Origin of the sequence: Modicisalibacter sp. MOD 31.J, assembly GCF_020147985.1 — a bacterium.
Taxonomy (GTDB): Bacteria; Pseudomonadota; Gammaproteobacteria; order Pseudomonadales; family Halomonadaceae; genus Modicisalibacter; species Modicisalibacter coralii.
Genome location: NZ_JAGXFF010000001.1, coordinates 729511 through 756022, shown reverse-complemented (window position 1 = coordinate 756022; position 26512 = coordinate 729511). Strand labels below are relative to the sequence as shown.

Sequence of the window (26512 nt, the reverse complement as noted above, 5' to 3'; positions counted from 1 at the left end):
TACCCAACCTCCACAACCTACCCAACCTCCACGACGGCATCAGCCCCACAGCCCGGCGTCGTCAGCCGTCACCACCCGGCCTTCTTCGTAGCCGTAGCGCAGGTAATGCCCCAGCGGCTCGACGCCGGCCTCGGCGATGTCCGCATGGCTCTCGAGATAGACGTCCAGATCGAACCAGGCGGACGGGTCGCGCCCCTCCTGCCAGCCCCAGGCCTGGTAATGCTGGTAGCCGCTGTCCAGCTCGCCGCGCTGGATCGCCGCAGCGACGTCCGGGTTGGCGTCGCGGTAGACGCGTTCGTCGAACAGCGCATTGGGATCGCGGCCCTCGTGGGCACCGTAGTCGCGGTAGTGATCGAGTGCGGTGATCTCGCCCCGCGCCACGGCGGCGGCAACATCGGCGTTCTGCGACAGATAGAAGGCTTCATCGAAACCGGTCACCCCGCCGTTGCCCTCGCGCCCCTCATGGACTCCATAGCCGAGGTAGTGATCGAGCGCAGTGATCTCGCCCCGCGCCACAGCGGCGGCGACATCAGGATTTTGTGCCAGGTAGAAGGCTTCATCGAAGCCGGTCACCGTGACCAGCACCGGCGCCTCGACCAGTTCGACCCGGTCGTCGAAGCGCAGCAGTTCGGCCCCGCTCAGGGTGTCGTGCTCGCCGTTCGCCTCGTTCACCATCAGGCGGCCCTCGGCGTCGCGGGTCAGCGTGACCTGATCGCGCTCGAGGGTGAAGCGCGCCACGTCGACCCCGGTACCGCCATCCAGGGTGTCGTTACCGCTGCCGCCCACCAGCCGGTCGTCGTCGACGCCGCCCGAGACCGTGTCATTGCCGCGTCCGCCGAACAGCAGGTCCTTGCCCCCGTCGGAGGCCACCACGTCGTCGCCGCCCTGGCCGCGGATGATGTCGTCGCCGGGGCCGAAGAACAGACTCTGGGCGCTGTTGTCGCCGAGCACGTTGTCCACATCCGGCGCGGCGCCCTCGGCTAGTTCCTCCGTGCCGTCGAACGAACCGCTACCGCGCACCACGATGCTCCCCGACCCGGTGATCGAGATCGACTCCCCGCCCGCCCCGCTGAGACCGGTGGTATCGACCACCACCACGTTCTTGTCGTTACCGATATCGATGCCGATGCGATGACTACCGCCCGTGGACGTGATCGGCCGGACCTCGGTCACACCGACACCGCTACCCCCCAAGCCGCCACCTAAGCCATCGCCACCGGAGCCGCCGACACCCGACAGGAAACCATCGAGCCCGTCGCGATCCTCGGCATCGCCATCCGCCGTGCCGTCACGGTCGATCACCGTCCGCAAGGCGTCGGAACGGGTGCTGATCCGCTGGAAGAGCAGCAAACCGGTATTCTCCGAGACGCTGACCCTGACGCCATTGCCGCCCTCGACGTCGACGTCGCCGGTGGTGGCGTCGTCATCCTCCCGGGAGCCGTCGGTCACCGGGTCGATCGAGATCACGTCCACGCTTTCGCCGGTGTCCCGGTCGGTGGTGGTGGCACGGATGGCCGGCGCCCCGTCGATGGTGGTGCGGGTAAAGGTATCGGTGGGCGTCAGGCCCGTGTCGATGCCATCGTCCACGGGTGAGCCATCGTCACCAGTGAACAGGTCGCCATCGTCCTCGACGGGCGGCGTCGGCGGGGAAGGCGGCGTAGGCGGAGACGGCGGTGTCTCGTCGACGTCGGTCACCGTGATCGCCAGCGTCTGCGTCACCGGGGCCTGACCATCGTCGGCCTGGACGGTCACCTCGTAGACGTTGTCGCCGTCCTGGTCCTTCGGCGTTTCGAAGTCCGGCGCGCCGGTGAACGTCAGCGCCCCGCTGTTGGCATCCAGCGAGAACAGCGCCGCATCGGCACCCCCGGTGATGCTGTAGAGCAGCGGATCGCCGTCGGCGTCGCTGGCGGCCAGGGTGGTGACCGCCGTGGCGTTCTCGGCCACACTCAACGCCGTGGGCGTGGTGAACACCGGTGCGTCGTTGACGCCCGTGAGTGTCACGGTCACCGAATCGTCGGCATCGGCCAGTGCTCCGCCACTGCCTTGCGCGCCACTGTTGCCGTCGCTGAAGCGATAGGCGATCTCGACGCTGGCCGGCGGCGCGTCGCTGGCATTGGCATAGGTGATCTGCTGCAGCGCGCTCGACACCTGCGCCGTGGAGGCATTGGCGTCGAAGGTCAGCGTCAGAGTACCGCCGCCGTTGGTGGTCACGGTGCCGATGGGGTTGCCACCCAGGGTCAGACTCGCCCCCTCAGTCAGCGCCCCCAGCGTGCCGGTGGCGGAGAATTCGTCGTCGGCATTCGCCCCGCCCTGGCGGGCCAGCGTCAGGCTGGCGCCGGCATAATTGCCCGCGCCCCCGTTCATGGCATCGAGTTCGGGGTCCGCGATCGTGGCGTCGCCATCCAGCACCACGGCGGCCCCGCCCTCGGTGAAGCTCGGCGTGGCATCGACGCCGGTGAAGACAGGCGCATCGTTGACGGCCTCCACCGCCACCGTCACGGTCGAGGCGGTGGAAACGGCGCCGCTGCCATCGTTCAGTGTGACGGTCACGCTTCGGCTGGTGGTGTCGGGGGTGGCGCTATCCGTGTTGCTGTAGGTCAAGGCGCGCATCAGCTCCTGCATACGCGCCGGCGTGGCATCGCTATCCAGGTTCACGACCAGGTCGTTACCCGCCGCGATGTTGTTGGCGAGCGTGCCGACGACCGTCCCTCCCACCGAGACACTGGAACCCGCGGCCGTCCCGGCGAGCGAGACATTACCGGCCGTCGACAGCGACAGCACGTCATCGGCGGCATCGCCACCATCGGCGATGCTCACCGTCAACGCACCGTTGTTGAAGTCCGCACTGTCCGCGTCGGTGACCGTGGCATTACCCGACAGATCCAGCAGCACGGGCGAACCGCCCTCGGTGAAGGTCACCGAATCGCCATCCAGCCCGCTCAACACGGGCGGATTGGGGGTGACCGAAATCGTGAAACTCCCCGAGGCATCGGCGTCACCGCCATCGGCCGTGCCATCCCCATCGTCCAGATCCAGCATGAAGATGCGGTTGCCGAGCCCGGAGGGCGCGTCGTAGGTCAGGGCACGAACCAGTTGCTGGACGGCCGCATTCGTCGCGTTGCCATTGAACGCGATGGTCAGCGTATTCCCGCCCTGCCCGTCGTTACTGCCATCGACCGTGCCGATGGCCGTGCCACCGATGCTGATTGTCTCGCCCGCGGCGATCGCCCCGTCGCCCCCGGCGGTGGCGATGCTGCCATCCAGCCCCCAGCTACCGTTGGTCGTGCCGGCGGTCTGTGCCAACACCAGGGTGCCGCCGTTGTAATCCGCCGAGTCGACGTTGGCGAGGGTCGCATCGTCGAGACCGGTGACGTTGAGCGCGCCGCTACCGGCCGTGATCTGGCTGGTATCGCCAGCGACGTTGCCGAGCACCGGTGCATCATTCACGGCCGTCAGACTCACCGTGCTCACCAGATTGGGCGTGGCGCTGTTGGCGCCGCCGTTGGCGACACCGCCGTCATCCTGGATACCGGTGATGGTGACGACGCGGTTCCCGGCCGTCGTCGGGTTGTCGCTGGTGTTGCGATAACCCATGGCGTCGACCAGCGTCTGCATCTGCGCATTGGTCAGGCTGGCGCCGGTAAAGCCGACCGTCGCGGTCGCGCCGGACACGGAAACCGTGACCGTCAGGCCGTTGGTCGCCGTGGTCACGGAATTGCCGTCGGTGAGCGCCACGTCGGAGCCGTCGAAGCGAAGAATTTCGCTCGCCCCGTCCTGAACGTTGGTAACGGTCAAAGTCATCGAGGCGAAGCGGTCGGCGGTGTTGGTCGTCTCCACCGTATCGGCCGTCACGCCGGAGAAGAGATCGGCCGCCGCGGCACCTTCGATATAGGTCGGGTCCTGCCCGGTCGCGGTCAGCGTCGGCGCGTCGTTGACGTTGGTGATGGCAACGGTGGTCGAGCCGGTCGCCGTTTGCGTCCCGCCGCTTCCCTGCGTGCCGCCATTGGCGTCGCTGAGGGTCCAGTCGAGCTGCAACGAGCCCGCCGGGTCGTTCGCATTGTTCGCGTAGCGGACCGCCTGCATCACCTCGTTGACCAAGGCGGTGGTCGGGGTCGTGCCGTTGTCGGCGAAGGTGATGGTCACCTGGCCGGCCGAACCGGTGTCGAAGCTGGCGATCTGGTTGCTGCCGGCGGAGATGGACGAGCCCGCGACGGTCAGGTTGCCCCCGGTGGCGATGGAGAACTGATCCACCGCATTCGCCCCGCCGTGGCGGGCGATGTTCAGCGTCGCCCCGCTGAAATCACCGTTGCCGCCGTTGAGACTGGCAAGTTCCGGATCCGTGACCGTCACATCGGCGTCGAGGATAACCGCCGAGGCACCCTCGGTATAGCTGGGGGTTCCGTCCAATCCGGTCAGAACGGGCGCGTCATTCACCGCCGCGACTGAAACGGTCTGGGTCGACCCGCTGCTATTGCCCGTACCATCGTTGGCGATGAAGGTGATCGTGCGGTTGGCCGTGCTTGGCGTGTCGCTGGTGCTGTCGAAAGTGACGGCACGCATCGCGTTCTGGAACTGCGCCACCGAGGCCGTGGCACCGGCGGAAGTCAGCGTGAGAACGCCCGTACCCGGGTCGAAGCTGGCCGTGATATTGCCGAAATTGCTCGCATCGTCGTTGGTGAAGGCGAGCACGTCCGAACCGCTCGCGTAGTTCCCGGTGATCGAGACGGTGGCACTCGCCAGGGTCGCATTATCGATATCGCCGAGCGTGACGCCGGCATCGACGGCGACCGCGCCCGCATCCTCGGTAAAGGCCGTGGTGCCCCCCGAGGCCGTCACCGTCGGCACGTCGTTGACTGCCGTGACCGTGATCGCGGCCGTGTCCGTGGCCGTCGAGAAGGCGGAGCCCGCCGTCGTGTCGGCCCCCGTCCCCCCATTCGCGCCGCTACTCCGGTCCCAGGCCTTGAAAGTGATCGCGTCCGAGATCGAACCGTTCACGTTCGCGTCCGGCTGGAAGTAGACCCGCGTGTTCGCGTCTGCGTTCAAGAGCAACGCCGACGACGCGGAAACCGTTCCGGTCAACTGGCTCCAGTTTGTACCGCCGTCGGTGGAATAGTAGAGCGTGCCCTGATTGACGCCCACCACCGCAATGCCGGCCGAGTCGCCGTCCACGTCGCTGAAGTTGTCGAGCGATCCACCGTTGTCGATCAAGGCGGAGACCAGCGTAGAATTCGCCGTCGAGCCGTTCGACGGCACGCCGGGATCTTCGGCAACCGTCGTCAACGTCGGCGCTGCATCGCTCAGAACCGGCGCATCGTTGACGGCGGTGATGTCGATGCTGCCGCCGCCGACCTGGGGATTCACCGAGCCATCGTTGGCATTGAGCGTGAAGCTTGCGGCACCGTTGCCGTTGACGTCTGAAGCGCCGGTGTATTTAACGTTGCTGGCGGTATCCAGATAGGTGTTGATATCGGCGGCCGTGCCGGCCAGGGTCAGTGACCCCGTGCCCGAGCCGCCGACGGTCACGCCACCGCCGCTTGTGGCCGCAAAGCTGCCGGCACTCGCCGCCAGCGTCACCGTCAGGCTGTCACCATCGACGTCCGTCAGGGTCAATGCCGAGAGATCGAAATCGCTGGCGGCATCCTCGGTGACCGTGACATTGGTGGGCACGCCGCTAGCCGTCGGGGCGTCGTTGGTCGGCGTGATACCCACCGTGACCTGATTGGTGCCGATCGAATCGGTCGTGCCGTCATTGAATGTATAGTCGAGCGTTACCGAGGCCGGCGGGGCATCGGAGCCGTTCTGATAGGTCAGCCGCTGCAGAACGTCATTGACCAGCGAGGTCGTCGCCGTGGTACCTGACGAGGTAAAATTGACCGCCAAGGTGCCGTTATTCTGGGTAAAGGTCGCAAACGTCAGACCGCCTGATTGCAGGTTGCTACCGGATACCGTGAACAAGGCACCACTGGTGTCGAAGCTCAGGATATCCTCGGCATTGGCGCCGCCGTTACGGGCAACGGTCAGCGAGGCTCCGCTGTAATCGCCATTGCCCCCGTTGAGCGCATCCAACTCGTCATCGGCAACGGTGGCGTCCGCATCGAGCACCACCGCCGCCGCGTCCTCGACGTAGCTGGGCGTGGCATCCAGACCGGACAAGGTGGGTGGCGTGTTGGAGGCTGTGATGGTGGCCTGAAAGTAGAGATCGAAGTTGTTTTGAGTATTCCCATCCGCATACATGATGCCGCCGGGATAATCGCCATCCGAGCCGGTGGCACCGTTCTGCTCCATCCCCCAAGCCGGGTAAGCCCCCGAGTCATGCAGTAGCTCGAACGTATACACGGAACCGTTCGTGACACTGACCGGAGTGTCCAGTGTCACGGTCTGAAAGCGATAATCCTGATTCTCGGAGTCTTCGGTGACCGTGAACGTCTGGGTGGTCTGAAGAACACCGCCAGTGCCCTCGCCCGAATAGACGTTGAGCGTCACGCTGCCACCAGTCTCTCCGGCAACGATCGCGATACTCGTCAGGTCACCACTGGCGGTGGCCGTGAAGGACTGGGCGAATGTCACACCCGTGGCATTCGTCAATGCACTGTTGTAGGCATTGCCAGGATTATTCTCGATGACCGTGGCCAGATCGTGGCCATAGTCTGCCATGGCGGCTTCGGAAAACGCCGGACCGGCCGTCACCGCACCGATACGATGATCCAACGACCAGCCCCCCGACGCACCGATGACGCTCGTCGAGCCCGCCACATTTGTCCCCGTCAGTTCGGCGAGCGTGGAGAGAAAATCGATTCCCGACTGGCCGGCAGCGACACGACAGCCGTACAGCAGTATGTCAGCCGACTCCGACAGGGCTTTTCCCCAGGCGGCGAGTGCCTGAGCGAAGGCATGCAACGTCTCTCGGGTCAGCACGGCTTGACCCAGGGTAAGTTGTCCTTCGCTGCCATGGCAGACGATATGCAGGCTATCCAGAGACGAGTATCGCGACAGAACCTCGGCCATCCACGGGATCGACATCCGCGACCCCGGCACGATATGAACGGCGGTATCCTCGTCCAAACCGGGTAGCAGTGTCTGATACTCCGCCACCCCTCTGTCGATGAAGACGACCCGGCGGATATCGCTGATGGTGCCCTTCTGCGAGATACCACCGAATACCATGCACGCTCCGGTGGCCCTTGCCTCTGGAGCATCGAAAACGTGACCGCCCTGCACAAGAGTCGCGATACTCATTTCTGTCACCTTTATCTACTATAAGTCACCAGCGCGGCAATGGCGGGCAACTTTGTCTTGGATACTACGACGCCACTCGCCGTCGTTAGCCACGACGGCGAGTGGCGATTAGTCTTGGGAAAAAAGCATCAAGATCTGGGCGGATAAATCCCATCGGTCGCCATGCAATGGGTCAGCGGCGTGACCGGCCCGCGAATATTGAAAGCCTGCGAGTTGCCGGTGAGGCCGACATTGACATTGCCGCCACCAAGAGTCACATCCAGCCCATCCATCGTGACTGGGCTACCCGTTCCAGAGCCGTAAATGTTGGCCTCATTGGCAACTTGAAACGAGTTTTTCGCCACCGTCTGAAAATGGGAATTCGTATCCGAAGGTGTTGGCGACGCGCCATTGCCGTTATAAGCGATCAGCGAAGCACTGATGGCTGCCGAGGAGAGAACTGCCGTGTGGTTGTGTGTTGGCATTTCAGAAACCGACAGTGTATGCGTTTCCCAACCCTGATATTGCCCAAGCTGCATTAGTGTCAACCCCGGGCCTTTCCCCGTCCCCACGGGCGAGCGCCCGCGCATGTCAGGAACAGCGAAAGACGTTCTACAGTCGCCTCCCCAATTACACCCCAGCAACGAAAATAGGGCTGTGTTATCCGAGATGGCCAGCAATTGGCCTGCCATCAGGGTATAGCCACGCGGACAAAAGTTAGCAGCCGTCGTGCAGACCGACCCTATATAGACTGAATCCGGCGGACCACAGGTAGCCTGAGCCTGGGAGACACTTCCAAGAGTGCCGGCAACGGTCAGCAACACTAAGGACGCCCGGAACACAACCCCGCTTTTTACAGAATATTTGTTATTCATACCCGCCCCCTTGCTTATAATAATAAATCAACTTACATTAAGTTCTCGTAAAACTGACTGCACAGACGCTCATGCGCATCCGTTTATCGGCGCACCCCTTGCCGAGTATCAGCGGCTTTATCAGATTCACCAGACGAGCTCAGGATTTACAGACACCCTCGACTGCCTGTCACAGCGATCAACAACTATCACTTTTCATGTAAAGCCTCTTCCCGAACCGGAAGATCTCACTAGCTGATGACCAGTTTTCCCATGCAATGAATATTAGACACTAATGCCGGAGAATGACAGCCATATCGACGGCGAAAAGCGGGCTTTTTTGTAGGCATATCGTGGCTTGAGACCACAACAATAAAAGATCACGCTCAATATTCTACAGAAAAAAATTAGCTGCCGAATCAAACAACCACTATCCACTAACTAGTTGATACGCCACACGAGAGTCCCGAGCGCAACAACTCATCGACCAGGGCGATCTGCGCCGGCAGGCAGCGCCCGTGGAGATCGTAACCGTCGACGATGGTGCGTCGTGCATTCGCCCGCCACGGCGTCATCCGCTCGGCGGGCTGGCTCAGGGCCTCGCCGACGGCCTCGACCAGGGCCTCGCGGTCGAAGAAGTCCACCAGATGGCCGTTCTCGTCCGGGGTGATCACCTCACGCACCGGCGCGGTGTCGGACGCGACGATCGGCGCCGCGCAGCTCATCGCCTCGAGCAGCGACCAGGAGAGCACGAAGGGGTAGGTCAGATAGACATGGGCGCGCGACAATTGCATCAACGCTCTCAGGGTGGCGTGCGGCACGCGCCCCAGGAAATGCACGCGGCGGCTATCGATGCGCGGGGCCACTTCCTCGAGGAAGATAGATTTCCAACTGCGCCCCTCGGGGGGCGCAGCGCCATAGCTCACGCCATCGCCACCGACGATCAACACATGCGCCTCGGGGTTGCGCGCCAGTATGTCGGGCAAGGCGCGCATGAAGACGTGATAACCGCGATAGGGTTCGAGGTCACGATTGACGAAGGTCACCACCGGCGTGCCGCGATCCAGGGTCAGATGCTTGCCCACCTTCACGCGCACCGTCGCGTCGGGCACGAAGTGCTGCGTGTCGATGCCTTCGTGAACGACCCGCAGCTTGTCGTGGTAGGCGGCGGGGTGCGTCGTCTTCTGGAAGCGGGTCGCGCAGACGCCCAGGTCCACCTGTTCCAGCATCCACAAGGGCCACAGGTTATTGAGCCGCGTACGCAGGCGCTGTTCCTCACCGGCGGGAAATTCCGCGTCGAACCCCGCGTCGTACCCGGTCACATGGTAGAAGAACTCGAACCAGCCGAGGCACCGGCATTGCGGAAACAGCTCGCGCACCGCCATCATGTCCCCCCAGCCGGCATGGCCGACGACCAGGTCGGGCCGCCAACCCGCATCCCGCCAGGCCGTCAGGACGCGTTGCGCGGCCCGCCCGCGCACGATCTTGCTGTCCAGTTGGCGAAGCAACGGATCGATGCCCTGGGCGTTGCCCCGCGGCAAGGGCGCCCGGGTCACCGGAAACGGCGCCTGAGGCGGGGAGTTCAGCGTCACGGCACGCACGTCATGGCCGGCACGATGCAGGGCCGGCGCCAGATGACGAAACTGACCGGGAAAATTGACATGCAGAAACAGAATCCTGGCCTTGCGCTGGGTCACGCCCCCTCCCCTGGATGCCTGGCGCCGTCCGACACGGGTCGAACGGCACGATGAAACGGCTCGGTATTCATTGGCGACGGCCACCGACCACGCCATGGGCCTACGAAGCGCGGGTGGATCTGCTGCTGGCCATCGAGGCGCACGGCATTCGCCCCTACCCCTTCGCCCCCCTCGACTGTCAGGTGCTCGACCCGCTGCGCCGCCACCGGCTGCGCGCAATCATGACAGCCAATGCAACCGGGTACGATCCGGACCAGGCCACCTTTCCCGTGCTTCACCTGCTCGGCGACGACGAGGCACCGGCCTCCGCCGACGACGCTACCACGGACGCGCCCGCCATCGTCCTGTTCGAAGGTCATCCCGGCAAATCATCGGCGGCGACATGGCGCCGGCTCGCCCATGCCCGGCTCATCGTCACCGCGACATCGTGGACGGCATGGGCGCTGCGTGATGCCGGCCTGAACAACGTCATCGCCCTGCCCCCCGGTGTCGATACCGGCCGGTTCCATCCCGCGCCGCGCGTCGGCCTCTTCCCCGACCGCTTCGTGGTCCTGGCCGGTACGTCCCCGGACGAACACGACGGACTCGACATCCTGCTGGCGGCCTTCGCACGCTTTCGGCATCGCCATTCACAGGCCCTGCTGGTGCGCCTCGACACGCCGCCACCATATGACACCCCGATCGCTCCAGCCCGTTCCCGAACGACCGACGACAGCGACGCCGCGTCAGCCCAACTGGCCCGCCACGGCATCCCGCCCGACGCCGTGATCGATGCCCGCGACGCTACTCTCGATCAACTACCGGCCCTGCTGCGCGAATGCCACCTGGCGGTTTTTCCCGCGCGTCGCAACGACGATGGCGACCCGCTCGCGCTGGCGGCCATGGCCTGCGGCCTGCCCTGCGTGCTGACCGGTACCGGCGGTCACCTCGATCTCATCGGCGAACACGCGCACCTGATGAAGGCCCCCTGGCCCGCGGTGCTGGCCGGTTCCATGCCGCCGGCGTCGGCACGCGCCGGCATGGAGGATGCCCTGCTGAACGCCCTGGAGCACGCCCTCGAACACCCCGAGGAAGCCGAGCGACAGAGCCAGGCCGCGGCGGGCTTCGCCGCCGAACGCTCGCATGCTCGGCGTCACGACCGTCTGCTGGCCGCCATCGAGCGGGCCACCGACGGCGAACCGACGCCACCAACGACCCTCTCCGAGCGCTACGCCTGGGGGCTGACCCTGCACAAGGCGGGGCGCCTGGCCGAGGCGGAAGCGATCTACGACGGGATCCTTCGCCATGCCCCGGGGCACATCGCGGCACGCGGCGATCGCGGCAATGCCCGGCGCGACCAGGGCGATCTGGCCGGCGCCGAGGCCGATTTCCGGCATATCGTCAACGCCCTGCCCTCCCACGCCCGGGCCTGGCGGAGCCTGGGCACGCTGCTGCGCCTCGCCGGCCGGCCGGAGGACGCCGTCGACTGTCTGCGGCGAGCGCTGGCCAGCGAGCCCGCCCCGCTCACTCACTGGGAACTGGCCTTCACGTTGCTGCTGCTGGGCCGCTACGCAGCCGCCTGGCCGCATTTCGAGCATCGCCACGCCGCTCTCGGGCTGCGCGCACCGCATCCCTCGAAACCCCGCTGGAACGGTGAACCACTCGGCACGCGGACCCTGCTGGTCGTCGACGAACAAGGGCTTGGCGACACTCTGCAGTTCCTGCGTTTTCTCGCCGACGTGCCACGCCAGAACGGCCGCGTGGTATTCGCCGGCAAGCCGGCCACGCTTCCCGTGGTGCGGCACCTCCTCCCCGATATCGACGCCGTCGACTGGAGCGGCCCCTTGCCGCATTCGGACGCCTGGGTCGCCCTGATGTCGCTGCCCGCGCGCCTGGGAATCACAAGCCCCGGGCAATTGCCCCCACCCAACCCCACCGACCATCGGCCGGTCGACGCGACGCGAGTGGCCCGCTGGCGTTCGCGGATACGCGACGACGACGTCAGACGCCCCGTGGTCGGCCTGTGCTGGCGCGGCAACCCCGACTTCGCCAACGACGCCAGCCGTTCCCCGGGCCTGGCGGCGATGGCACCGCTATTGGACGTGGAAGGACCGCGCTTCGTCGCGCTGCAAACCGGGCGCGGCCGGCACGAGATCGGCGAACTGGCACTCGACGGCCAACTGGTCGATATCGGCGGCCCGCTCGACACCGCGGGACGCCACGTGCTGGACACCCTGGCGGTGCTGGAAAGCTGCGACCTGGTGATCACCTCCTGCACCTCCGTCGTTCACATGGCCGGGCTACTGAACCGCCCCTGCTGGGTGGTACTCAGCCACCGTCCCGACTGGCGCTGGATGACGGAACGCACCGACACCCCCTGGTACCCCTCGCTGCGCCTGTTCCGCCAATCGGCCGCCGGCGACTGGGCGGAGGTCGTCGCGCGCGTCGCGAATGCCCTACGGGAGCACTGCCAGCAGCGCGTCTAGCGCCCCTCTCGCGGTCGCCTCCCGGCGCGCCAGGCGCATCGCCATGGCGTGGGCGGCCCGTGCCGGCCGTTCATCGTCCAGCAGGCCTGGCAGGCGTCGACGCAGCCCGGCCAGCTCGGCATCGGCCTTGACCACGAACGCACCGGGCAGCGCCTCGAGGGCACGCCGCGCATTGAGCCGCTGCTCGCGGTGACGCGGCAACAGCAACTGCGGCCGCCCGGCCAGCGCCGCTTCCGTCATCGAACCGATGCCGCCGTGATGGACAAGCAGCGAGGTATCGCCGAGCACCCGAGACAGCGGCGGCGGCGTCTTGTGCACGACCACGCCATGCCGGGCCGCCTCGGCGAGCCAGTCCGGTGTCGCGTCGGGGAAATACCCGGCCACGCCATCGGCGCAATCGGTCAATGCCACCAGGACACGCCGCGCCAGGGGATCGCCGGGGCGCAGGTAGGCGAATACCCGACGGCCGTATGGCATGGACTGGGGCGGATCGGGACGACACCAGGGCCCGTCGGCGCAGGACGAACGCTGTGCATGATAGATATCCAGCTCCGGCGGCAGCATCACGACTTGCCCGAGCCCGGTGACGATTTCCGCCAGCGTCTCCGGGCATGGCAACCCCCGAGCAACCTGGACCGCCCGGGCCGAAGCCAGCAACAGCGCCGGATCCCACACCGGGGACATGGCGACATCGAGCGGCGGGAAACCGCCATCCGGCATGGCCGGCGGCGTCACGAAACCATCGCCGACAGCGATCAGCGGGCAACGCCCGAAGGCCGCCAGGGAAAGCAACGGCGCATAGTCGGCGATGACCACCGCCGGCGCCCAGGCATCGAGCAGCGACTCCCAGGCCGCGACCCGCATCGCCAATTGCTCGCGGTCGGCATAACCGCAGACCCCCATGACATCGGCATAGGTGGCGGCACGAAACCGCCCCGGCCCAGGGAAGCAACTGCGATGCGCGGGGGCGGCGATCACTTCGATCCCCACCGCCCTGTAGTGCGCCGCCAGAGCAGCGGGCTCACGCGCCGCGACTACGGGCCGCCAGCCCATGGCGAGCAGCGCCTCGGCGATCGTCAGCAATCGCCGGGCATGCCCCAGTCCTTCCCCCATCTCCCAGGCCAGCAACACCCGTCGCCCGCCACCGGGCACCCCGTCGCGGTCCGGACGTCGATTCGCCTCGCTCAGCCCCACAGGCCATCGTCGGCGGCCGTCACCACCCGGCCCTCGTCGTAACCATGCCGCAGGTAATGCCCCAGCGGCTCCACGCCGGCCTCGGCGATGTCCGGATTGGTTTCGAGGTAGGTATCCAGATCGAACCAAGCCGACGGATCGCGCCCCTCCTGCCAGCCCCAGGCCTGGTAATGCTGGTAGCCGCTGTCCAGCTCGCCACGCTGGATCGCCGCGTCGACGTCCGGGTTGGCCGCGCGGTAGACGCGTTCGTCGAACAGCGCGTTCGGGTCGCGGCCCTCGTGGGCGCCGTAGTCGCGGTAGTGATCGAGCGCGGTGATCTCGCCCCGCGCCACGGCGGCGGCGACATCGGCGTTCTGCGACAGATAGAAGGCCTCGTCGAAGCCGGTCACCCCGGCGTTGCCCTCGCGCCCTTCGTCGGCGCCGTAGCGTTCATAGTGCTCGTAGCCGCTGGCGAAGTCGCCACGGGACACCGCCGCCGCCACGTCGGGGTTGTCGGCCAGGTAGAAGGCCTCGTCGAAGCCGCTCGCCGTGACCAGCGACGGCGCCGCGACCAGTTCGACCCGGTCGTCGAAGCGCAGCAGCTCGACCCCGCTCAGGGTGTCGTGCTCGCCGTTCGCCTCGCTCACCACCAGGCGGCCCTCGGCGTCGCGGGTCAGCGTGACCTGATCGCGGTCGAGGGTGAAGCGCGCCACGTCGACCCCGGAACCGCCGTCCAGGGTGTCGTTGCCGCTGCCGCCCACCAGGCGGTCGTCGTCGACGCCGCCCGAGACCGTGTCGTTGCCGCGCCCGCCGAACAGCAGGTCCTTGCCGCCGTCGGAGGCCACCACGTCGTCGCCACCCTGGCCGCGAATGATGTCGTCACCGGGGCCGAAGAACAGCGTCTGAGCGCTGTCGTCACCCAGCACGTTGTCGATGTCGTCGCCGGGGCCGAAGAACAGCGTTTGAGCGCTGTCGTCACCCAGCACGTTGTCGATGTCGTCGAAACCACTACCACCGACGACGGTATCGTCACCATGAAAAAAGCCCGGGCCCCGGATCACCAGGTGGCCGCGGCCATTGATGGTGATATCGGCGTCGTCACCGCCGAACCGACGGGCATCGACGACAAGCAGCCCCGTGTCGGAAGCGGTATTGTCGATGACCATCCGCTGCGAGCCCGTACTGGAGACGGGTGTCACCTGGGTGACCGGCGTCGTGCCGACGATATCGCTCAGGAAAGCATCGCGATCGGCGCGATCCTGAGCGTCGAACGCACCGCCCAGCACACGATCGACGAGAGATCCGACCGTGTCACTCTCGCGCTGGGTCATCAGCAGGCCACTGCCGTCGAGAAGGCTGACGCCGACACTCCCCAGGGTGACATCGACGCCCTCGCTGGTGGGGTCGTCATCGAGGCGCGAGTCGTCGGCGGCATTCACTGCGATCACCTCGACCGTCTCGCCGCTGTAGCGATCCTGTGTTGTGGTGCGCAGCGCGCGAACGCCGTCGATGGTGGTATCGAGATAGTCGTCGGTCGGTTCGAGGCCGGTGTCGACGGCATCGTCCACCACGGAACCATCGTTGCCCTGGAAGAGGTCGTCGTCCGGCGCTTCGTCCTTGGAGCCGCCACCGGGAGTCGGCGCAACGAGTGTGATGCGCGTGGCGTTTTCCACGTCGTCATAGCTGGCGGCGAAGCGCCCGCTGCCGGCACCGAGGCCATTCAGGGTCAGACTGGCGCCGTTACCCAGATCGAGCGTGCCGCCGGCCGTCGCGCCATCCAGGGCCGACAGATCGCTGTCGACGACGATGATGACATCGGCCACCGAGAAGTCGGCCAGGGTATCGCCATCGAGCTCCGCGACCGAGCCCTGGAAGGTGTCCTTGCCCGCCCCGCCGGCCAGGGTATCGGCCCCAGCACCGCCGCGCAGGGTGTCCGCGCCAGCGCCACCGGTCAGAGCGTCGCCTGCACCGCCGCCGATGAGTGCGAAGGTACCATCGGTCTCGGCGCGCCCGTCCCAGGTCAGGGCCGCGTCGCTGGCCGAAGCATCCACGGTCAGTGTCTCGCCCGCCGCCACCGTGGCATCGTGGCTGACGATGGCCTGCACACCATCTTTGACGACGATGTTCTCGAACTGCGTGAGGGTCGCGGCACCCAGCGTGACTGTCTGCGCCGCCGCCAGCGTCAGCGTGTCGTTGCCCGCGCCGCCGTTCAGGGTATCCGTGGTGTTGAGCACGCCGACGGCACGGGCCACGACGGTGTCGTCACCGGCGGTGAAAGCGGGCGCATCGACGTCAAGCGTCAACGACACTACCGGATCGAGGGTAATGGTGGTGTGGAAGCCATCGTAGCTGGCGACGAAGGTGCCGCTATCGGCAGTGATGCCGGTCAGGGTCAGGCTGGCGCCGCCTCCCAGGTCGAGAGTCTCGCCGGCCGTCGTGCCATCGAGGGCCGACAGGTCGACATTGGTAACGACGATGACGTCCTCCTCGGAGAAGTCACCGAGGGTATCGCCATCGAATCCCGACACGCTGTCATAAAAGGTATCCTGCCCCGCGCCGCCATGGAGGACATCGCTGCCCGCCTCGCCCATCAGCCTGTCATTGCCCTCCCCGCCCCAGAGCACGTCATCGCCACTCCCGCCGCTCAGGGTATCGTCGTCGGCCTCACCCCACAGCCAGTCGTTGCCGCCATTGCCACTCAGAGTGTCGCCGCCGGCGCCACCGTAAAGGGTATCGTTGTCGTTCTGCCCCCACATCCAGTCTTTGCCATCGCCACCCCACAACACGTCGTCGCCATCGGACGCGATGAAGGTATCGTTACCGGTGCCGCCCCAGATCGTGTCGTTGCCCTTGCCGCCACTGAGGCCATCGTTGCCGGCATTGCCATACAGCACGTCGTCGCCATCATCGCCGTAGAGGAAGTCATTGCCCTCCGCCCCGCTCAGGGTATCGTTGCCATCGCCCCCGTAGAGCGTATCGTTGACGTCACCGCCGATGAGGTGGAATTGGCCATCCGTCTCACTGTAGCCATCCCAGATAAAGGTGGCGGTCATGCCCGAGGCGTCCACGGTCAGCGTCTCGCCGGCCGCCACGGTGGCATCGACCGCGTTGAACCGCGTCGTCGAAATTCCCGCCACCTTGACGATCTCGACATGAGTCAGCGTGGTGGCGGTAAAGTCCACGGTCCCCTGGGCGCCGCTGATATCCAGCGTGTCCGTGCCGTCTCCCCCGTCGATGGTGTCGTCGGCGTTGAACGTGTTGCTGCCGGGGAAGACGAAGAGATCGTCGCCGGCGTCGCCGAACAGGGAGTCGTTGCCGGCCGAGCCGGTCAGGGTGTCATTGCCGGTGGTGCCAGTCGGAGGAGCCATTGTGTCGTTATCCCGATAGAGTCGTTGAGGCGCGTGCCCGGCCACCCGCACCGGCACACGCGCCCTGAAATCGGCTCATCCCGCGATGAACCGGCCCCGTAGGTCGAGGCAATGACCCACCTCGAAAGCACGGGCTACGCCTCTTCTATCGGCCCACGACGGCATTCATTGAGACAATGGCGTTGAAATACCGTGTGCTGATATCACACTACCCGCCGGACGATTCTGATCTCACCCCCACATCCCGTCATCGGCGGTGGGGATCACCCGGCCCTCGTCGTAGCCGTAGCGCAGGTAGTGGCCCAGCGGCTCCACGCCGGCCTCAGCGATGTCCGGGTTGGCGTCGAAATAGGCGTCCAGATCGAACCACGCCGACGGATCGCGCCCCTCCTGCCAACCCCACGCCTGATAGTGCTGGTAGCCGCTGTCCAGCTCGCCGCGCTGGATCGCCGCGTCGACGTCCGGGTTGGCCGCGCGGTAGCCGCGCTCGTCGAACAACGCATTGGGGTCGCGCCCCTCGTGAGCGCCGTAGTCCCGGTAGTGATCGAGCGCGGTGACCTCGCCCCGCGCCGCCGCCGCGGCGATGTCCGGATTGGCATCCAGATAGAGCCGTTCGTCGAAGGCCAGATCCGCCGGGCCGCTGAGGCTGGGCGCCTCGGCCAGCAACACCCGATCGTCGAAGCGCAGCAGCTCGATGCCGGAGAGGCTGTCCGTGCCACCGAGTTCCGAGGTCACCGTCAGGCTGCCATCGTCGGCGTGCGCGATGCTCGCCGCCGCCGCGTCGCCGCTGAAGCGCACCACATCGACACCGGCGCCACCCACCAGGCGATCCGCCCCCGGGCCGGCGACGAAACGGTCGCTACCTGCGCCGCCGGTCGCCTGCTCGTTGAGCGTCAAGCCCAGGGCGATGAACTGCGTGTCCTGGCTGTCGTTGAAATTGTTGTCGGAAACCAGTATCAAGCTCTGGCGGCCATCCGCCAGGCGCGGCCCCAGCGACATGCCCTCGACGTTGTCCGGGTCGATGCCCAGCTCCCCGAGATCCGCCACCAGACGCTTGTCGACCGGGCGTACGCCTGACGTCTCCTCGAGGCTCTCCACGCCATTGATATCGGTGGCCGCGCCGAGGTCGATTTCATAGAGACGAATGGTATTGCCGACATCGGCGAAGTAGTTGCGCTCCAGGGCCAACAGATGGCCGTCATCCAGCGCCAGCATCTCCACCAGACCGAAATTGCCCGGCTCCGTCGGATAGACATACTGGTGTTCGACCTCACCGCTGTGGACGTCGTACTGCAGAATGCGCGACGGGCTGCCGCTGTCGATGCCGGGCCCGGGGCCATCCTGAACCAGTGCGTTCTCGGTGGCGGTGAACAGCGTCTCGCCGTCCGGCGTCAGCGTCAGGCTTTCCAGCGCCAGGTTGTTGCGCACGCCAGACTCGCCGCTGCCATCGGGAACCAGCGCCGCGGGCATCTCCAGCATGGACAGCAGTTGGCCATCGCGGCCGAAATGCCCCACGAAAGGCGCAATTCCCTGGTCGCTGTCACCCTCGGACGAGATGAACAGCGTGCCATCGTCGCCATAGGCGATCCCCTCGGGATCGATGGTGCCGCTGGCGAAGGCCTCGCCCTGCGCCTGCCACAGCGTGGTGACGTCGGTGAACCGCACGCCACCGTCGTCGAGCCGGCCATCGTCGAGGTCGAGCCGCAGGCTGTAGAAGCGCGCCGGGGCCAGGTCGGAGCGGTCGTCGGAGATCGCCAGATAGCCGCCACTGCCATCCCGGGTCAGCCCGGAAAGGCCCCCCAGCGGGGTCTGCTGGAACGTCAGGCCATCAGGCAGCGCCACCAGGCCAAGGAAATCCGCGCCGGCGACACGTGGCGTCTCATCGGTCAAGGCGAGATCGGCATACACCAGCCGATGGTCGGAAGCCTCAACCGCGGCACTGCCCGGCTGACCCGGCTCGGGCCAGAAGACGCCACCATCGAGCCGGGTCAGCCCCGCCTGCGACGGCAGTACATAGTCCACGCGCAGGTTGCCCGGCGCCTGGTCATTGAAATCGGCCGTGTCGTAAGCAGGGTCGCCCTGCTGGTCGGCATTGGCGCCACCTTGTTCCTGGGCAGCCACCACCGCGCCCTCGCTCTGCGGTGCCAACCCGGCCGCGATGCGGGCATTATCGAGCAGTTGCTGGGCGCTACCGTCGAGGCTGTCGCCATCCAGCGGGTCGACGTTCTGATCGCCCACCACCACGAAGCGGGCATCCCCGGCGAGCCCTCCGGCCTGCCCCTGATCATCGACGATATAGTCGCCCTTGCCCGGGCTGACATAGTCGGACCAGAAACGAATCTCGTCGGCGTTGCGCAGGCCGTTGCGATCCTCGGCGCCATCGAAGGTCGGCGGCGTGGGGTGCGAGGCCAGCAGATGCAGGGTCTCGCCGTCGACCTGGATCGGCACGTCCCAGTGACTCTTCGACGATAGCGGCAGCACGTCGAGGGCTTCCGGCGAGTAGTAATCACCCGGTGCCGCCGTCTGCGGATCGTCGGGCAAGCGCGCGCCGGGCATGTCCTTCCACAGAAAGTCGCGGAAGGTGCGCACCGCCGACTCGTCGATGGGGTAGCGTGACAAGACCAGCATGCCGTACTGGCCGGGGAACTGGCCGAAGCCCAGGGCGTCGTCGGCGTAGCCCTCGGCACCGGGCTGGGTCACCACCTGGCCATCACCGTTCAAATCGACACCCGAGGCGACACCGGTATTGACCGGCGCGCTGAAGCTATAGGCGTAATCGACCGGCGCCTGGCCGTTCTGCGCGACACCGAGATAGTTGGCCTTGAACGCCTCGACCGCCTGCGGCGAATAATCGAACTCGTTGATCAGCAGAATATCGGGGCGGGTGCGCTGGATGACCTCGGCAACCCGCTGTGCCTGGGCATCGTCCGCAGTGGAAAGATCGGTGAGCAATTCTCCCTCGCTGGCGCGATTCAGCGAGGCATTGTACGTGGCGACGCGAACGACATTCTCGTTGGCCATGGACAGGGTATCGACCGGCATGCTGGCATCTCCTCGGGTGGAAGGACTTCGGTCGCTACTCTGTCAATTGCACATGACGGACTCATGTCGAAAGCATCACGGCTTGGTGATCGGCCCTGACCCGAGCCGGGGCGCCCGCCGAGAGCGGGCACCCCATGGCTCACCCCCACATCCCATCATCGGCGGTGGGGATCACCCGGCCTTCGTCGTAGCCGTAGCGCAGGTAGTGGCCCAGCGGCTCGACGCCGGCCTGGGCGATGTCCGGGTTGGCGTCGAAATAGGCGTCCAGATCGAACCATGCCGAGGGGTCGCGCCCTTCCTGCCAGCCCCAGGCCTGGTAGTGCTGATAGCCGCTGTCCAGCTCGCCGCGCTGGATCGCCGCGTCGACGTCCGGGTTGGCCGCGCGGTAGCCGCGCTCGTCGAACAGCGCATTGGGGTCGCGACCCTCGTGAGCGCCGTAGTCCCGGTAGTGATCGAGCGCGGTGATCTCGCCCCGCGCCGCGGCGGCGGCGATGTCCGGATTGGCATCCAGATAGAGCCGTTCGTCGAACACCAGATCCGCCGGGCCGCTCAGGCCGGGAGCCTCGGTCAGCAGGATCCGATCGTCGAAGCGCAGCAGCTCGATGTCGGTCAGGGTATCCCGGCCGGACGCCTCGGACGCGACGACCAGCGAGTCGTCGCCGCCCTGGGCCAGGCTCGCCTCGTCGGCACGCACGTCGAAACGCGCGACATCCACCCCGGCACCGCCGTCCAGGCGGTCGTCCCCCGCCTTGCCATACAGGCGGTCGTTGCCGCCGGCGCCGCTCAGTTCATCATCGAACCCGTAACCCTCGAGCAGATCGGGCCCCGGGCTGCCCATGATGGTGACAGTATTTTCATAGTAATCGCCCCGCCACGTGTCGGAGACGCCGGCCAGCGTGCTATCGATCCAGTCCTGGTAATGACTGACCCGCTGCCAGGCACCCACCTCGCCGTAGCTGCTGTCGATGTCGTCGGTGGCATCCAGCGACTGACCGTAAGCGCCGATCAGCGAGGCCGAGTAGCTCGCCACCCCGGCCAGCTTGCCGTCGATGAAGGCCGGCCCGCCACTGTCGCCGGGCGCGATCATGCCCTCGACGGACCCCAGCCCGGTATCGTCGAGGCCCATCAGGTTGCCCAGGGTGTCGTAACGGGCGCTGCCGCTGTCGAAGTCGGCGACCAACTGCGAACCGGGGGGCGTGTACCAGCTATTGCCGTAGAGGGCATCGTCGACCGCATCCCAGGTGGTTTCCAGGCGGTTCTGCACCACGGAGCGCTGCCCGCCGGAATCGCTGTCGTAGCCCAGGTAACCGGAGCCGGTGGCCCCATAGCCCACCAGGGTGGCGACCCGGCCCAGCTCGTCCTGGTCCCGGTAGAGTTCATAGCGCGGAATGGACGCCGGCGCGGTCTCGTCCAGCCACAGCAGCGCCAGGTCGTCGCGATACCCCGTCGTCGAATAACCGGGATTGATCCAGTAGTCCGAGACCGTCGCGGAGTAAGCGCCGTCGACGCCGGTGAAATCCACGCGGATTGGGCCGACGTTGTTCTCGACCACGTGCGCGGCGGTGAGCACCGCCCGCCCATTGGCGAGCAGGGTGCCGGTGCCCAGGGCAGCGCTGGTCAGTACCTCGCCGACGCCGTCATAGCCATCCCCGGGAGTTGACGTGAAACTGTTCGTATAGCGTGTGACGGTAGTCATGCCTGCCTCGCTGGCGACGTTGATAGTTTCGTATGTCAGAGTCGTCAGTATGCCCATCGGAGCATCGATGGCAAGGCAATATCTGCAGGCGCAAGCTTATCGGTATCGGGCTGTGGGAGCGAACTTGTTCGCGATGAGTCGGCCATTTGCAACGCTGGTTCAGCATTACGTCAGTGACGTGATATTTCCTTGCTACAAAGGGAACCTTGGTAAGCGGTAAGGTAACTCACACATGGCCGATGACAGAAGTCTAGACGACGGGCAATCCTTGAGAGCGCCGACCACGTATCAGCCCTCATCTGGATCCATTCCATCCAACCGTTTCTGCAGCGTCTCCACCTGCTGTTGGCATTGTGCAAAACCCGCTGCTGCCGAGTTCATGAACAAGAGCATCTTCTGCAGTAATTGTTGAACAGAGACATCATCCTCCACGTTTTTCAGCTCGCGAGCGAAGAACTCCTTGACCGATGGTTGCAGGGTATCCTCCAGATCATCCACCTGTTCTTCCAGCAGCCCCTTGGGCACATGAGCCTGGCCCGCTGCTTCGGCAAGCTCCAGTTGCAATGCCTCCAACTCTTCCTGCTTGCGCTGCCTGGTGAGTTTTGTTTGGTGATTGAGCACCTCCTTGACGTATTCTCCACCCCAACCGCTCAGGGTTTTCATCTTGGTATTTCCGTAAGGCCACTCCAGTGAGAAGATTCCCACATCGACGGCTTCACCAAAAACACTCAATTTCCACTTATTAAATGTCATATCGCCATCTACTGGCGGCAGTTTTCCCGGGAGGCTATCCAGCACCTCAGGCTCTGCATCGATAAGAATCCCGTACTTCCTCAAAATCCTGACTCGAGGATCATTCCAGTAAGCCATGTAACCTCCTAGATATCAGCTTGCTAAACTATCGTCACAAAGAGTATACAAGCCCAGAGCGCCGATCTGCGTATAGTATGTGACGATAGTCATGCCTGCCTCGCTGGCGACGTTGATAGTTTCGTATGTCGGAGTCGTCAGTATGCCCATCGCCGCACCGATGGCAATCGTGACGCCCACGACGGCAGCGTTTATCTCGGCCGGCCGGCCCTGTAGACTGAGGCGATTTTATCGGCGGCACGCCCCGCCGCTCGCCACACGGTCAATGCCCTCGTCATGCTCAAGCTGTTTTCCCGCTACGCCTCGGTCGGCGTGATCAACACCCTGCTGCACTGGTCGATCTTCGCCCTCGCCTACCACTGGCTGGACAGCCAGTCGCTGAGCAATCTGATCGCCTTTGCCGTCGCGGTGACGTTCTCGTTCTTCGCCAATGCCCGCTGGACCTTCCGCTCCGACGCCTCGGCCCGGCGCTATGCCGCCTTCGTCGCCTTCATGGGGCTGTTGAGCTGGCTGGTCGGCAAGCTCGCCGACCTGGTCGCCCTGCCACCGATCGTCACGCTGATCGGTTTCTCGGCCCTCAGCCTGGTGCTGGGCTTCGTCTATTCCCGTTTCTGCGTGTTCAGGAGTCACTCGTGAATCTTTCACTCGTCGTGCCGGTCTTCAACGAGGAAGACACCATCGCCCTGTTCTACCAGCGGGTGCGCGAGCATCCGGCGCTCGCGGCGCACAGCATCGAGATCCTGTTCGTCAATGACGGCAGCCGCGACCGTACCGCCGAGATCATCGCCGCGCTGGCCATTTCCGACCCCCTGGTCACGAGCATCGACTTCTCGCGCAACTTCGGCAAGGAACCCGCCCTGTTCGCCGGCCTGGAACACGCCCGGGGCGATGCGGTGATCCCCATCGACGTGGACCTTCAGGACCCCATCGAGGTGATCCCACAGTTGATCGAGAAATGGCAGGAAGGTTACGACGTGGTGCTGGCCAAGCGCAGCGACCGGGGCAGCGACGGCTACCTCAAGCGGCGCTCCGCCGAATGGTTCTACAAGCTCAACAACTGGATCAGCGAGACCACCATCGAGGAAAACGTCGGCGACTTCCGGCTGATGTCACGGCGCGTGGTGGACGCCATCATCCGCATGCCGGAACGCAAGCTGTTCATGAAGGGCATTCTCAGTTGGGTGGGTTTCGAAACCGCCGTCGTCGAATACACCCGTGTGGAACGTTCGGCCGGCAAGAGCAAGTTCAACGGCTGGAAGCTCTGGAACCTGGCCCTTGAAGGGATCACCTCGTTCTCGACCGTACCGCTGCGCATCTGGACCTATCTGGGCTTCGGCGTCGCCGCCTTCGCCTTCGCCTATGCCGCCTGGCTGATCATCGACAAGCTGGCCTGGGGCAACCCGGTGCCGGGCTACCCCTCGCTGATGACGGCGATCCTCTTCCTGGGCGGCGTCCAGCTCATGGGCATCGGCGTGCTCGGCGAATACATCGGCCGCATCTACATGGAGAGCAAGCAGCGCCCGCGCTACATCGTCAAGCGCCTGACCCGCGGCGGCCAGCGCCACGAGTCCCCGGCTCAGCCATCCGCGCCGTCGAGCGTCAACCAGCAGCCGTAATAGCTCTCGAAGACCAGCATGTTCTGCATCGTCCAGGCATCGCGCGCGTTAAAATAGCGAGCCGGATAGCCTGGCGTCACCGGCTCGATGGTCAAGCCCGGCTTGCTGCCGCATTCGCAGTCACCCGGTATCGAGCCTTGCAACGAGGCCCCGACACGAAGCTCGACTCCCGTGCCTGCCGGAACAGCTTGCCTGGCAAGAAGGCCCCAGCGTCACCATACGCTATGGCCTTACTCGATGCGGCTTCGCTGTTCAGGCGGGTCAGGCTGGAGTTACGAACCGCTCAATATGATTCTGTGCCTTGGACTGGGCTTCGGCCAAGTCATGTGCTGCCTGCATGCGAAGCCAGTGCGCAGCCTCGCCAATACCGCCAAATTCCAGGCGCACGGCAAAATCCGGAGAGATCGCCGCGTGCTCGTTCAGCACGCGGGACACGGAGTTTCGAGACATGCCCAGTTTCTCGGCCAGCTCCGTTACGCTCAGATTCAGGGCAGGTACGATGCGGCGCCTCAGCATCCTGCCCGGATGCGGTGGGTTCTTCATCGCCATAAGAAAGCCTCATGCTTGATTCGATACATGGGTTAGGGACCGGCTCGGTGCCCCGGGACTGTGCATCGCAACACACTCCCGGTGACGCTTTCAGCCTTCTAGCGCTTCACTTTCTTGTCGTGATACTGCTCATAGTTCACCTGATCGGCATCAGCACCATCGAAAGTGAAAGTCACGCACCAAGGACCATTAACGTGGACCGAATAGTAGCCTCTTCGATCACCGCTCAACTCGTGGAAACCGAAGCCTGGTAAATCCATTTGCTGTGGCGCGGTGGCTTCGTCCAGGGCCTGCAGTATCTCCTCGAGATCTTCTACATGGTTCGGATTCAAGCCTCGGCCGTTTCCCCCCTCATAGAGCGCTTTGAGTTTCTTGTTTTTTATCTTCTTTATCATCGCATTCTTCGGGCCCTGCACTATTCTGCATATCAACAGCGTAATGCGTAACGTTACGCATGTCAAAATGACGCCGGTCCGACACCGCCAAGCGCCTGAACCGCAGCGGCCAGCGCCACGAGTCCCCGGCTCAGCCATCCGCGCCGTCGAGCGTCAACCAGCAGCCGTAATAGCTCTCGAAGACCAGCATGTTCTGCATCGTCCAGGCATCGCGCCCGTTGAAATAGCGGGCCGAATAGCCTGGCGTCACCGGCTCGATGGTCAAGCCCGGCTTGCTGCCGCATTCGCTGGTACCCAGGTGGTCGAGAATGCGCTGTTCCCGGGTGTCGAACTGCGCGGCGACGTCCCGGTAGATACTCAGGGTCTTGAGCGCCATGCCCAGCGACCCCGCCAGAAGGACGGCCACCAGCACCCGCCCCAGGACGCCGCCACACCACAGCCGATAGGCCGCCTCGACCACGATCGCCAGCATCAGCACCCAGGCCAGCAGGAAGGCGCGTGGTTCGGTATAGGGCGCCGCGGACACCGAGCCGACCACAAGCACCGCCGGCAGAATCAGCCACCAGACTCGCGGGTCCTGGCGCACCCGTGAGCGACGATGCCAGTGAACCAGCAGCGCCAGCGCCACCAGCGAGGCGACCAGCAGCGGCCAGGCGGTCTCGAGGAACGTCAGCGAGACCTCGGAAGCACGCCCCAGGTAGTAGGCCAGGTCGGTGTCGCCGACGCTGTAGATCTGGCGATACACCGAGCGCCGGTAGGCCGTGGACGGCACCAGCATCAGCGCGACCCAGCCTACGACCACCGCCGCCACCGGCAACAAGGCCCGCCAGTGGTGCCGACGATCCGGCAGCAGCGCCCAGCTGACCAGCATGTACGCGGCCACCGCCAAGGGCACGTTCTCGAACGAGAAGCCGGCCAGCAATCCCGCCAGGCACAGCCCCGCGCAATAGCCACCACGAACGGCCACCCGGCGTACGCGGGCGGCCGATGTGAAGGCGGCCACGCACAGCAGATTGAGCAACAAGGGATGCAGATAGCCGGCATTGGCGGTCTTCCAGAAGAAGACCTCGAATGCCGGCCATAACAGGAACGTCAGCCCCGCCGACAACGCCAGGCGCAGGCGCCAGCCCGGCCGCAGCGGAAACAGCGCCGCTACCAGGGCATGCAGGCCGACGAATGCCAGGCACGCCGCCACCAGATACGCCAAGGGGGGCACGTTCAGCCAGAGGATGGTCATCTGCTCGCCCAGCCGGGCATTCCAGTGCAGGAACTGATCCGGCCATTTCTGCAGCATCCACGCCAGCCGCGCCCCGAAGTCACCTTCCGCGAAGCGCCGCGCGAAAGCGAAATCCTCCCCCTGCAATGGCGCCATCCAGAAGATGACGCCATAAACGACCAGGGCGAACGACGCCGCAAGCCACGGTATCGTCCGCCCTGGAGTGATGTACCCTCGCATACTCGCCCCTGGTCGGGCATCGTCTTGACTCGACACAGCGGCCACCGGCTCACCGCTCTTACTCAAGATGACGCTACATTACGCTTTATTACTACCAGCGCCATGATGGCCATTCC

General features: G+C 65.3%; 14 protein-coding genes. 3 read left to right on the top strand and 11 right to left on the bottom strand.

The annotated features are described in order from the left end of the window. Positions 1-39: 39 nt before the first annotated feature. The 3 genes from KGR00_RS03340 to KGR00_RS03330 all read right to left on the bottom strand — a co-directional run bounded on the left by KGR00_RS03340 (position 40) and on the right by KGR00_RS03330 (position 9766). Positions 40-7164, bottom strand: a complete 7125-nt coding sequence (locus tag KGR00_RS03340) for a DUF4347 domain-containing protein (protein WP_224424138.1) — start codon at positions 7162-7164, stop codon at positions 40-42. 200 nt (positions 7165-7364) lie between these two features. Beyond that, positions 7365-8090 (bottom strand): tail fiber protein, encoded by a 726-nt coding sequence (locus tag KGR00_RS03335; protein WP_224424137.1) that lies wholly within the window; start codon positions 8088-8090, stop codon positions 7365-7367. Positions 8091-8506: 416 nt separating this feature from the next. Continuing rightward, on the bottom strand, positions 8507-9766 hold the full coding sequence (locus KGR00_RS03330) for a glycosyltransferase (RefSeq protein ID WP_224424136.1): 1260 nt from the start codon (positions 9764-9766) through the stop codon (positions 8507-8509). A 50-nt stretch (positions 9767-9816) separates the two neighbouring features. Between KGR00_RS03330 and KGR00_RS03325 the strand changes: the two genes are divergently transcribed. Further along, complete coding sequence (locus KGR00_RS03325) at positions 9817-12231, top strand: tetratricopeptide repeat protein (RefSeq protein ID WP_224424135.1); 2415 nt, start codon at positions 9817-9819, stop codon at positions 12229-12231. Here the strand turns inward: KGR00_RS03325 and KGR00_RS03320 are convergent. The 5 genes from KGR00_RS03320 to KGR00_RS03300 form a co-directional block, all read right to left on the bottom strand. Continuing rightward, complete coding sequence (locus tag KGR00_RS03320; protein ID WP_224424134.1) at positions 12202-13425, bottom strand: nucleotide disphospho-sugar-binding domain-containing protein; 1224 nt, start codon at positions 13423-13425, stop codon at positions 12202-12204. The genes KGR00_RS03325 and KGR00_RS03320 overlap by 30 nt on opposite strands. Next, positions 13416-16772, bottom strand: coding sequence for a calcium-binding protein (locus KGR00_RS03315; RefSeq protein ID WP_224424133.1), 3357 nt, complete (start codon positions 16770-16772; stop codon positions 13416-13418). Before KGR00_RS03315 ends, KGR00_RS03320 begins: the two co-directional genes overlap by 10 nt. A 231-nt stretch (positions 16773-17003) precedes the next feature. Beyond that, positions 17004-19814, bottom strand: a complete 2811-nt coding sequence (locus KGR00_RS03310) for an esterase-like activity of phytase family protein (RefSeq protein WP_224424132.1) — start codon at positions 19812-19814, stop codon at positions 17004-17006. Between the two features lie 139 nt (positions 19815-19953). Continuing rightward, positions 19954-21510, bottom strand: a complete 1557-nt coding sequence (locus KGR00_RS03305) for a trypsin-like serine protease (RefSeq protein WP_224424131.1) — start codon at positions 21508-21510, stop codon at positions 19954-19956. Between the two features lie 288 nt (positions 21511-21798). After that, positions 21799-22380, bottom strand: a complete 582-nt coding sequence (locus KGR00_RS03300; protein ID WP_224424130.1) for a hypothetical protein — start codon at positions 22378-22380, stop codon at positions 21799-21801. Positions 22381-22656: 276 nt separating this feature from the next. Here KGR00_RS03300 and KGR00_RS03295 point away from each other — a divergent pair, with 276 nt between their 5' ends. Continuing rightward, on the top strand, positions 22657-23016 hold the full coding sequence (locus tag KGR00_RS03295; RefSeq protein WP_224424129.1) for a GtrA family protein: 360 nt from the start codon (positions 22657-22659) through the stop codon (positions 23014-23016). Continuing rightward, positions 23013-23996 (top strand): glycosyltransferase family 2 protein, encoded by a 984-nt coding sequence (locus tag KGR00_RS03290; RefSeq protein WP_129139161.1) that lies wholly within the window; start codon positions 23013-23015, stop codon positions 23994-23996. Before KGR00_RS03295 ends, KGR00_RS03290 begins: the two co-directional genes overlap by 4 nt. A gap of 261 nt (positions 23997-24257) precedes the next feature. On the opposite strand, the gene KGR00_RS03285 is transcribed toward KGR00_RS03290, so the two are convergent. The 3 genes from KGR00_RS03285 to KGR00_RS03275 form a co-directional block, all read right to left on the bottom strand. Next, positions 24258-24545: a HigA family addiction module antitoxin gene (locus KGR00_RS03285; RefSeq protein ID WP_224417673.1), complete on the bottom strand. Its 288-nt coding sequence runs from the start codon at positions 24543-24545 to the stop codon at positions 24258-24260. Between the two features lie 98 nt (positions 24546-24643). Continuing rightward, entirely contained in the window at positions 24644-24940 is a 297-nt protein-coding gene (locus tag KGR00_RS03280; protein WP_224417674.1) for a type II toxin-antitoxin system RelE/ParE family toxin, read from the bottom strand. A gap of 130 nt (positions 24941-25070) precedes the next feature. Beyond that, the gene (locus KGR00_RS03275; protein ID WP_224424128.1) at positions 25071-26396 is read right to left on the bottom strand and encodes a DUF6056 family protein; all 1326 of its coding nucleotides are present in this window, start codon (positions 26394-26396) and stop codon (positions 25071-25073) included. Positions 26397-26512: the final 116 nt, after the last annotated feature.

Excerpts from the sequence above, each read along its gene's own strand:
- KGR00_RS03340 (WP_224424138.1), bottom strand. The coding sequence starts at position 7,164 with ATGGTATTCGGTGGTATCTCGCAGAAGGGCACCATCAGCGATATCCGC.
- KGR00_RS03335 (WP_224424137.1), bottom strand. The coding sequence starts at position 8,090 with ATGAATAACAAATATTCTGTAAAAAGCGGGGTTGTGTTCCGGGCGTCC.
- KGR00_RS03325 (WP_224424135.1), top strand. The coding sequence starts at position 9,817 with ATGAAACGGCTCGGTATTCATTGGCGACGGCCACCGACCACGCCATGG.
- KGR00_RS03315 (WP_224424133.1), bottom strand. The coding sequence starts at position 16,772 with ATGGCTCCTCCGACTGGCACCACCGGCAATGACACCCTGACCGGCTCG.
- KGR00_RS03310 (WP_224424132.1), bottom strand. The coding sequence starts at position 19,814 with ATGCCGGTCGATACCCTGTCCATGGCCAACGAGAATGTCGTTCGCGTC.
- KGR00_RS03305 (WP_224424131.1), bottom strand. The coding sequence starts at position 21,510 with ATGACTACCGTCACACGCTATACGAACAGTTTCACGTCAACTCCCGGG.
- KGR00_RS03300 (WP_224424130.1), bottom strand. The coding sequence starts at position 22,380 with ATGGCTTACTGGAATGATCCTCGAGTCAGGATTTTGAGGAAGTACGGG.
- KGR00_RS03295 (WP_224424129.1), top strand. The coding sequence starts at position 22,657 with ATGCTCAAGCTGTTTTCCCGCTACGCCTCGGTCGGCGTGATCAACACC.
- KGR00_RS03285 (WP_224417673.1), bottom strand. The coding sequence starts at position 24,545 with ATGGCGATGAAGAACCCACCGCATCCGGGCAGGATGCTGAGGCGCCGC.
- KGR00_RS03280 (WP_224417674.1), bottom strand. The coding sequence starts at position 24,940 with ATGATAAAGAAGATAAAAAACAAGAAACTCAAAGCGCTCTATGAGGGG.
- KGR00_RS03275 (WP_224424128.1), bottom strand. The coding sequence starts at position 26,396 with ATGCGAGGGTACATCACTCCAGGGCGGACGATACCGTGGCTTGCGGCG.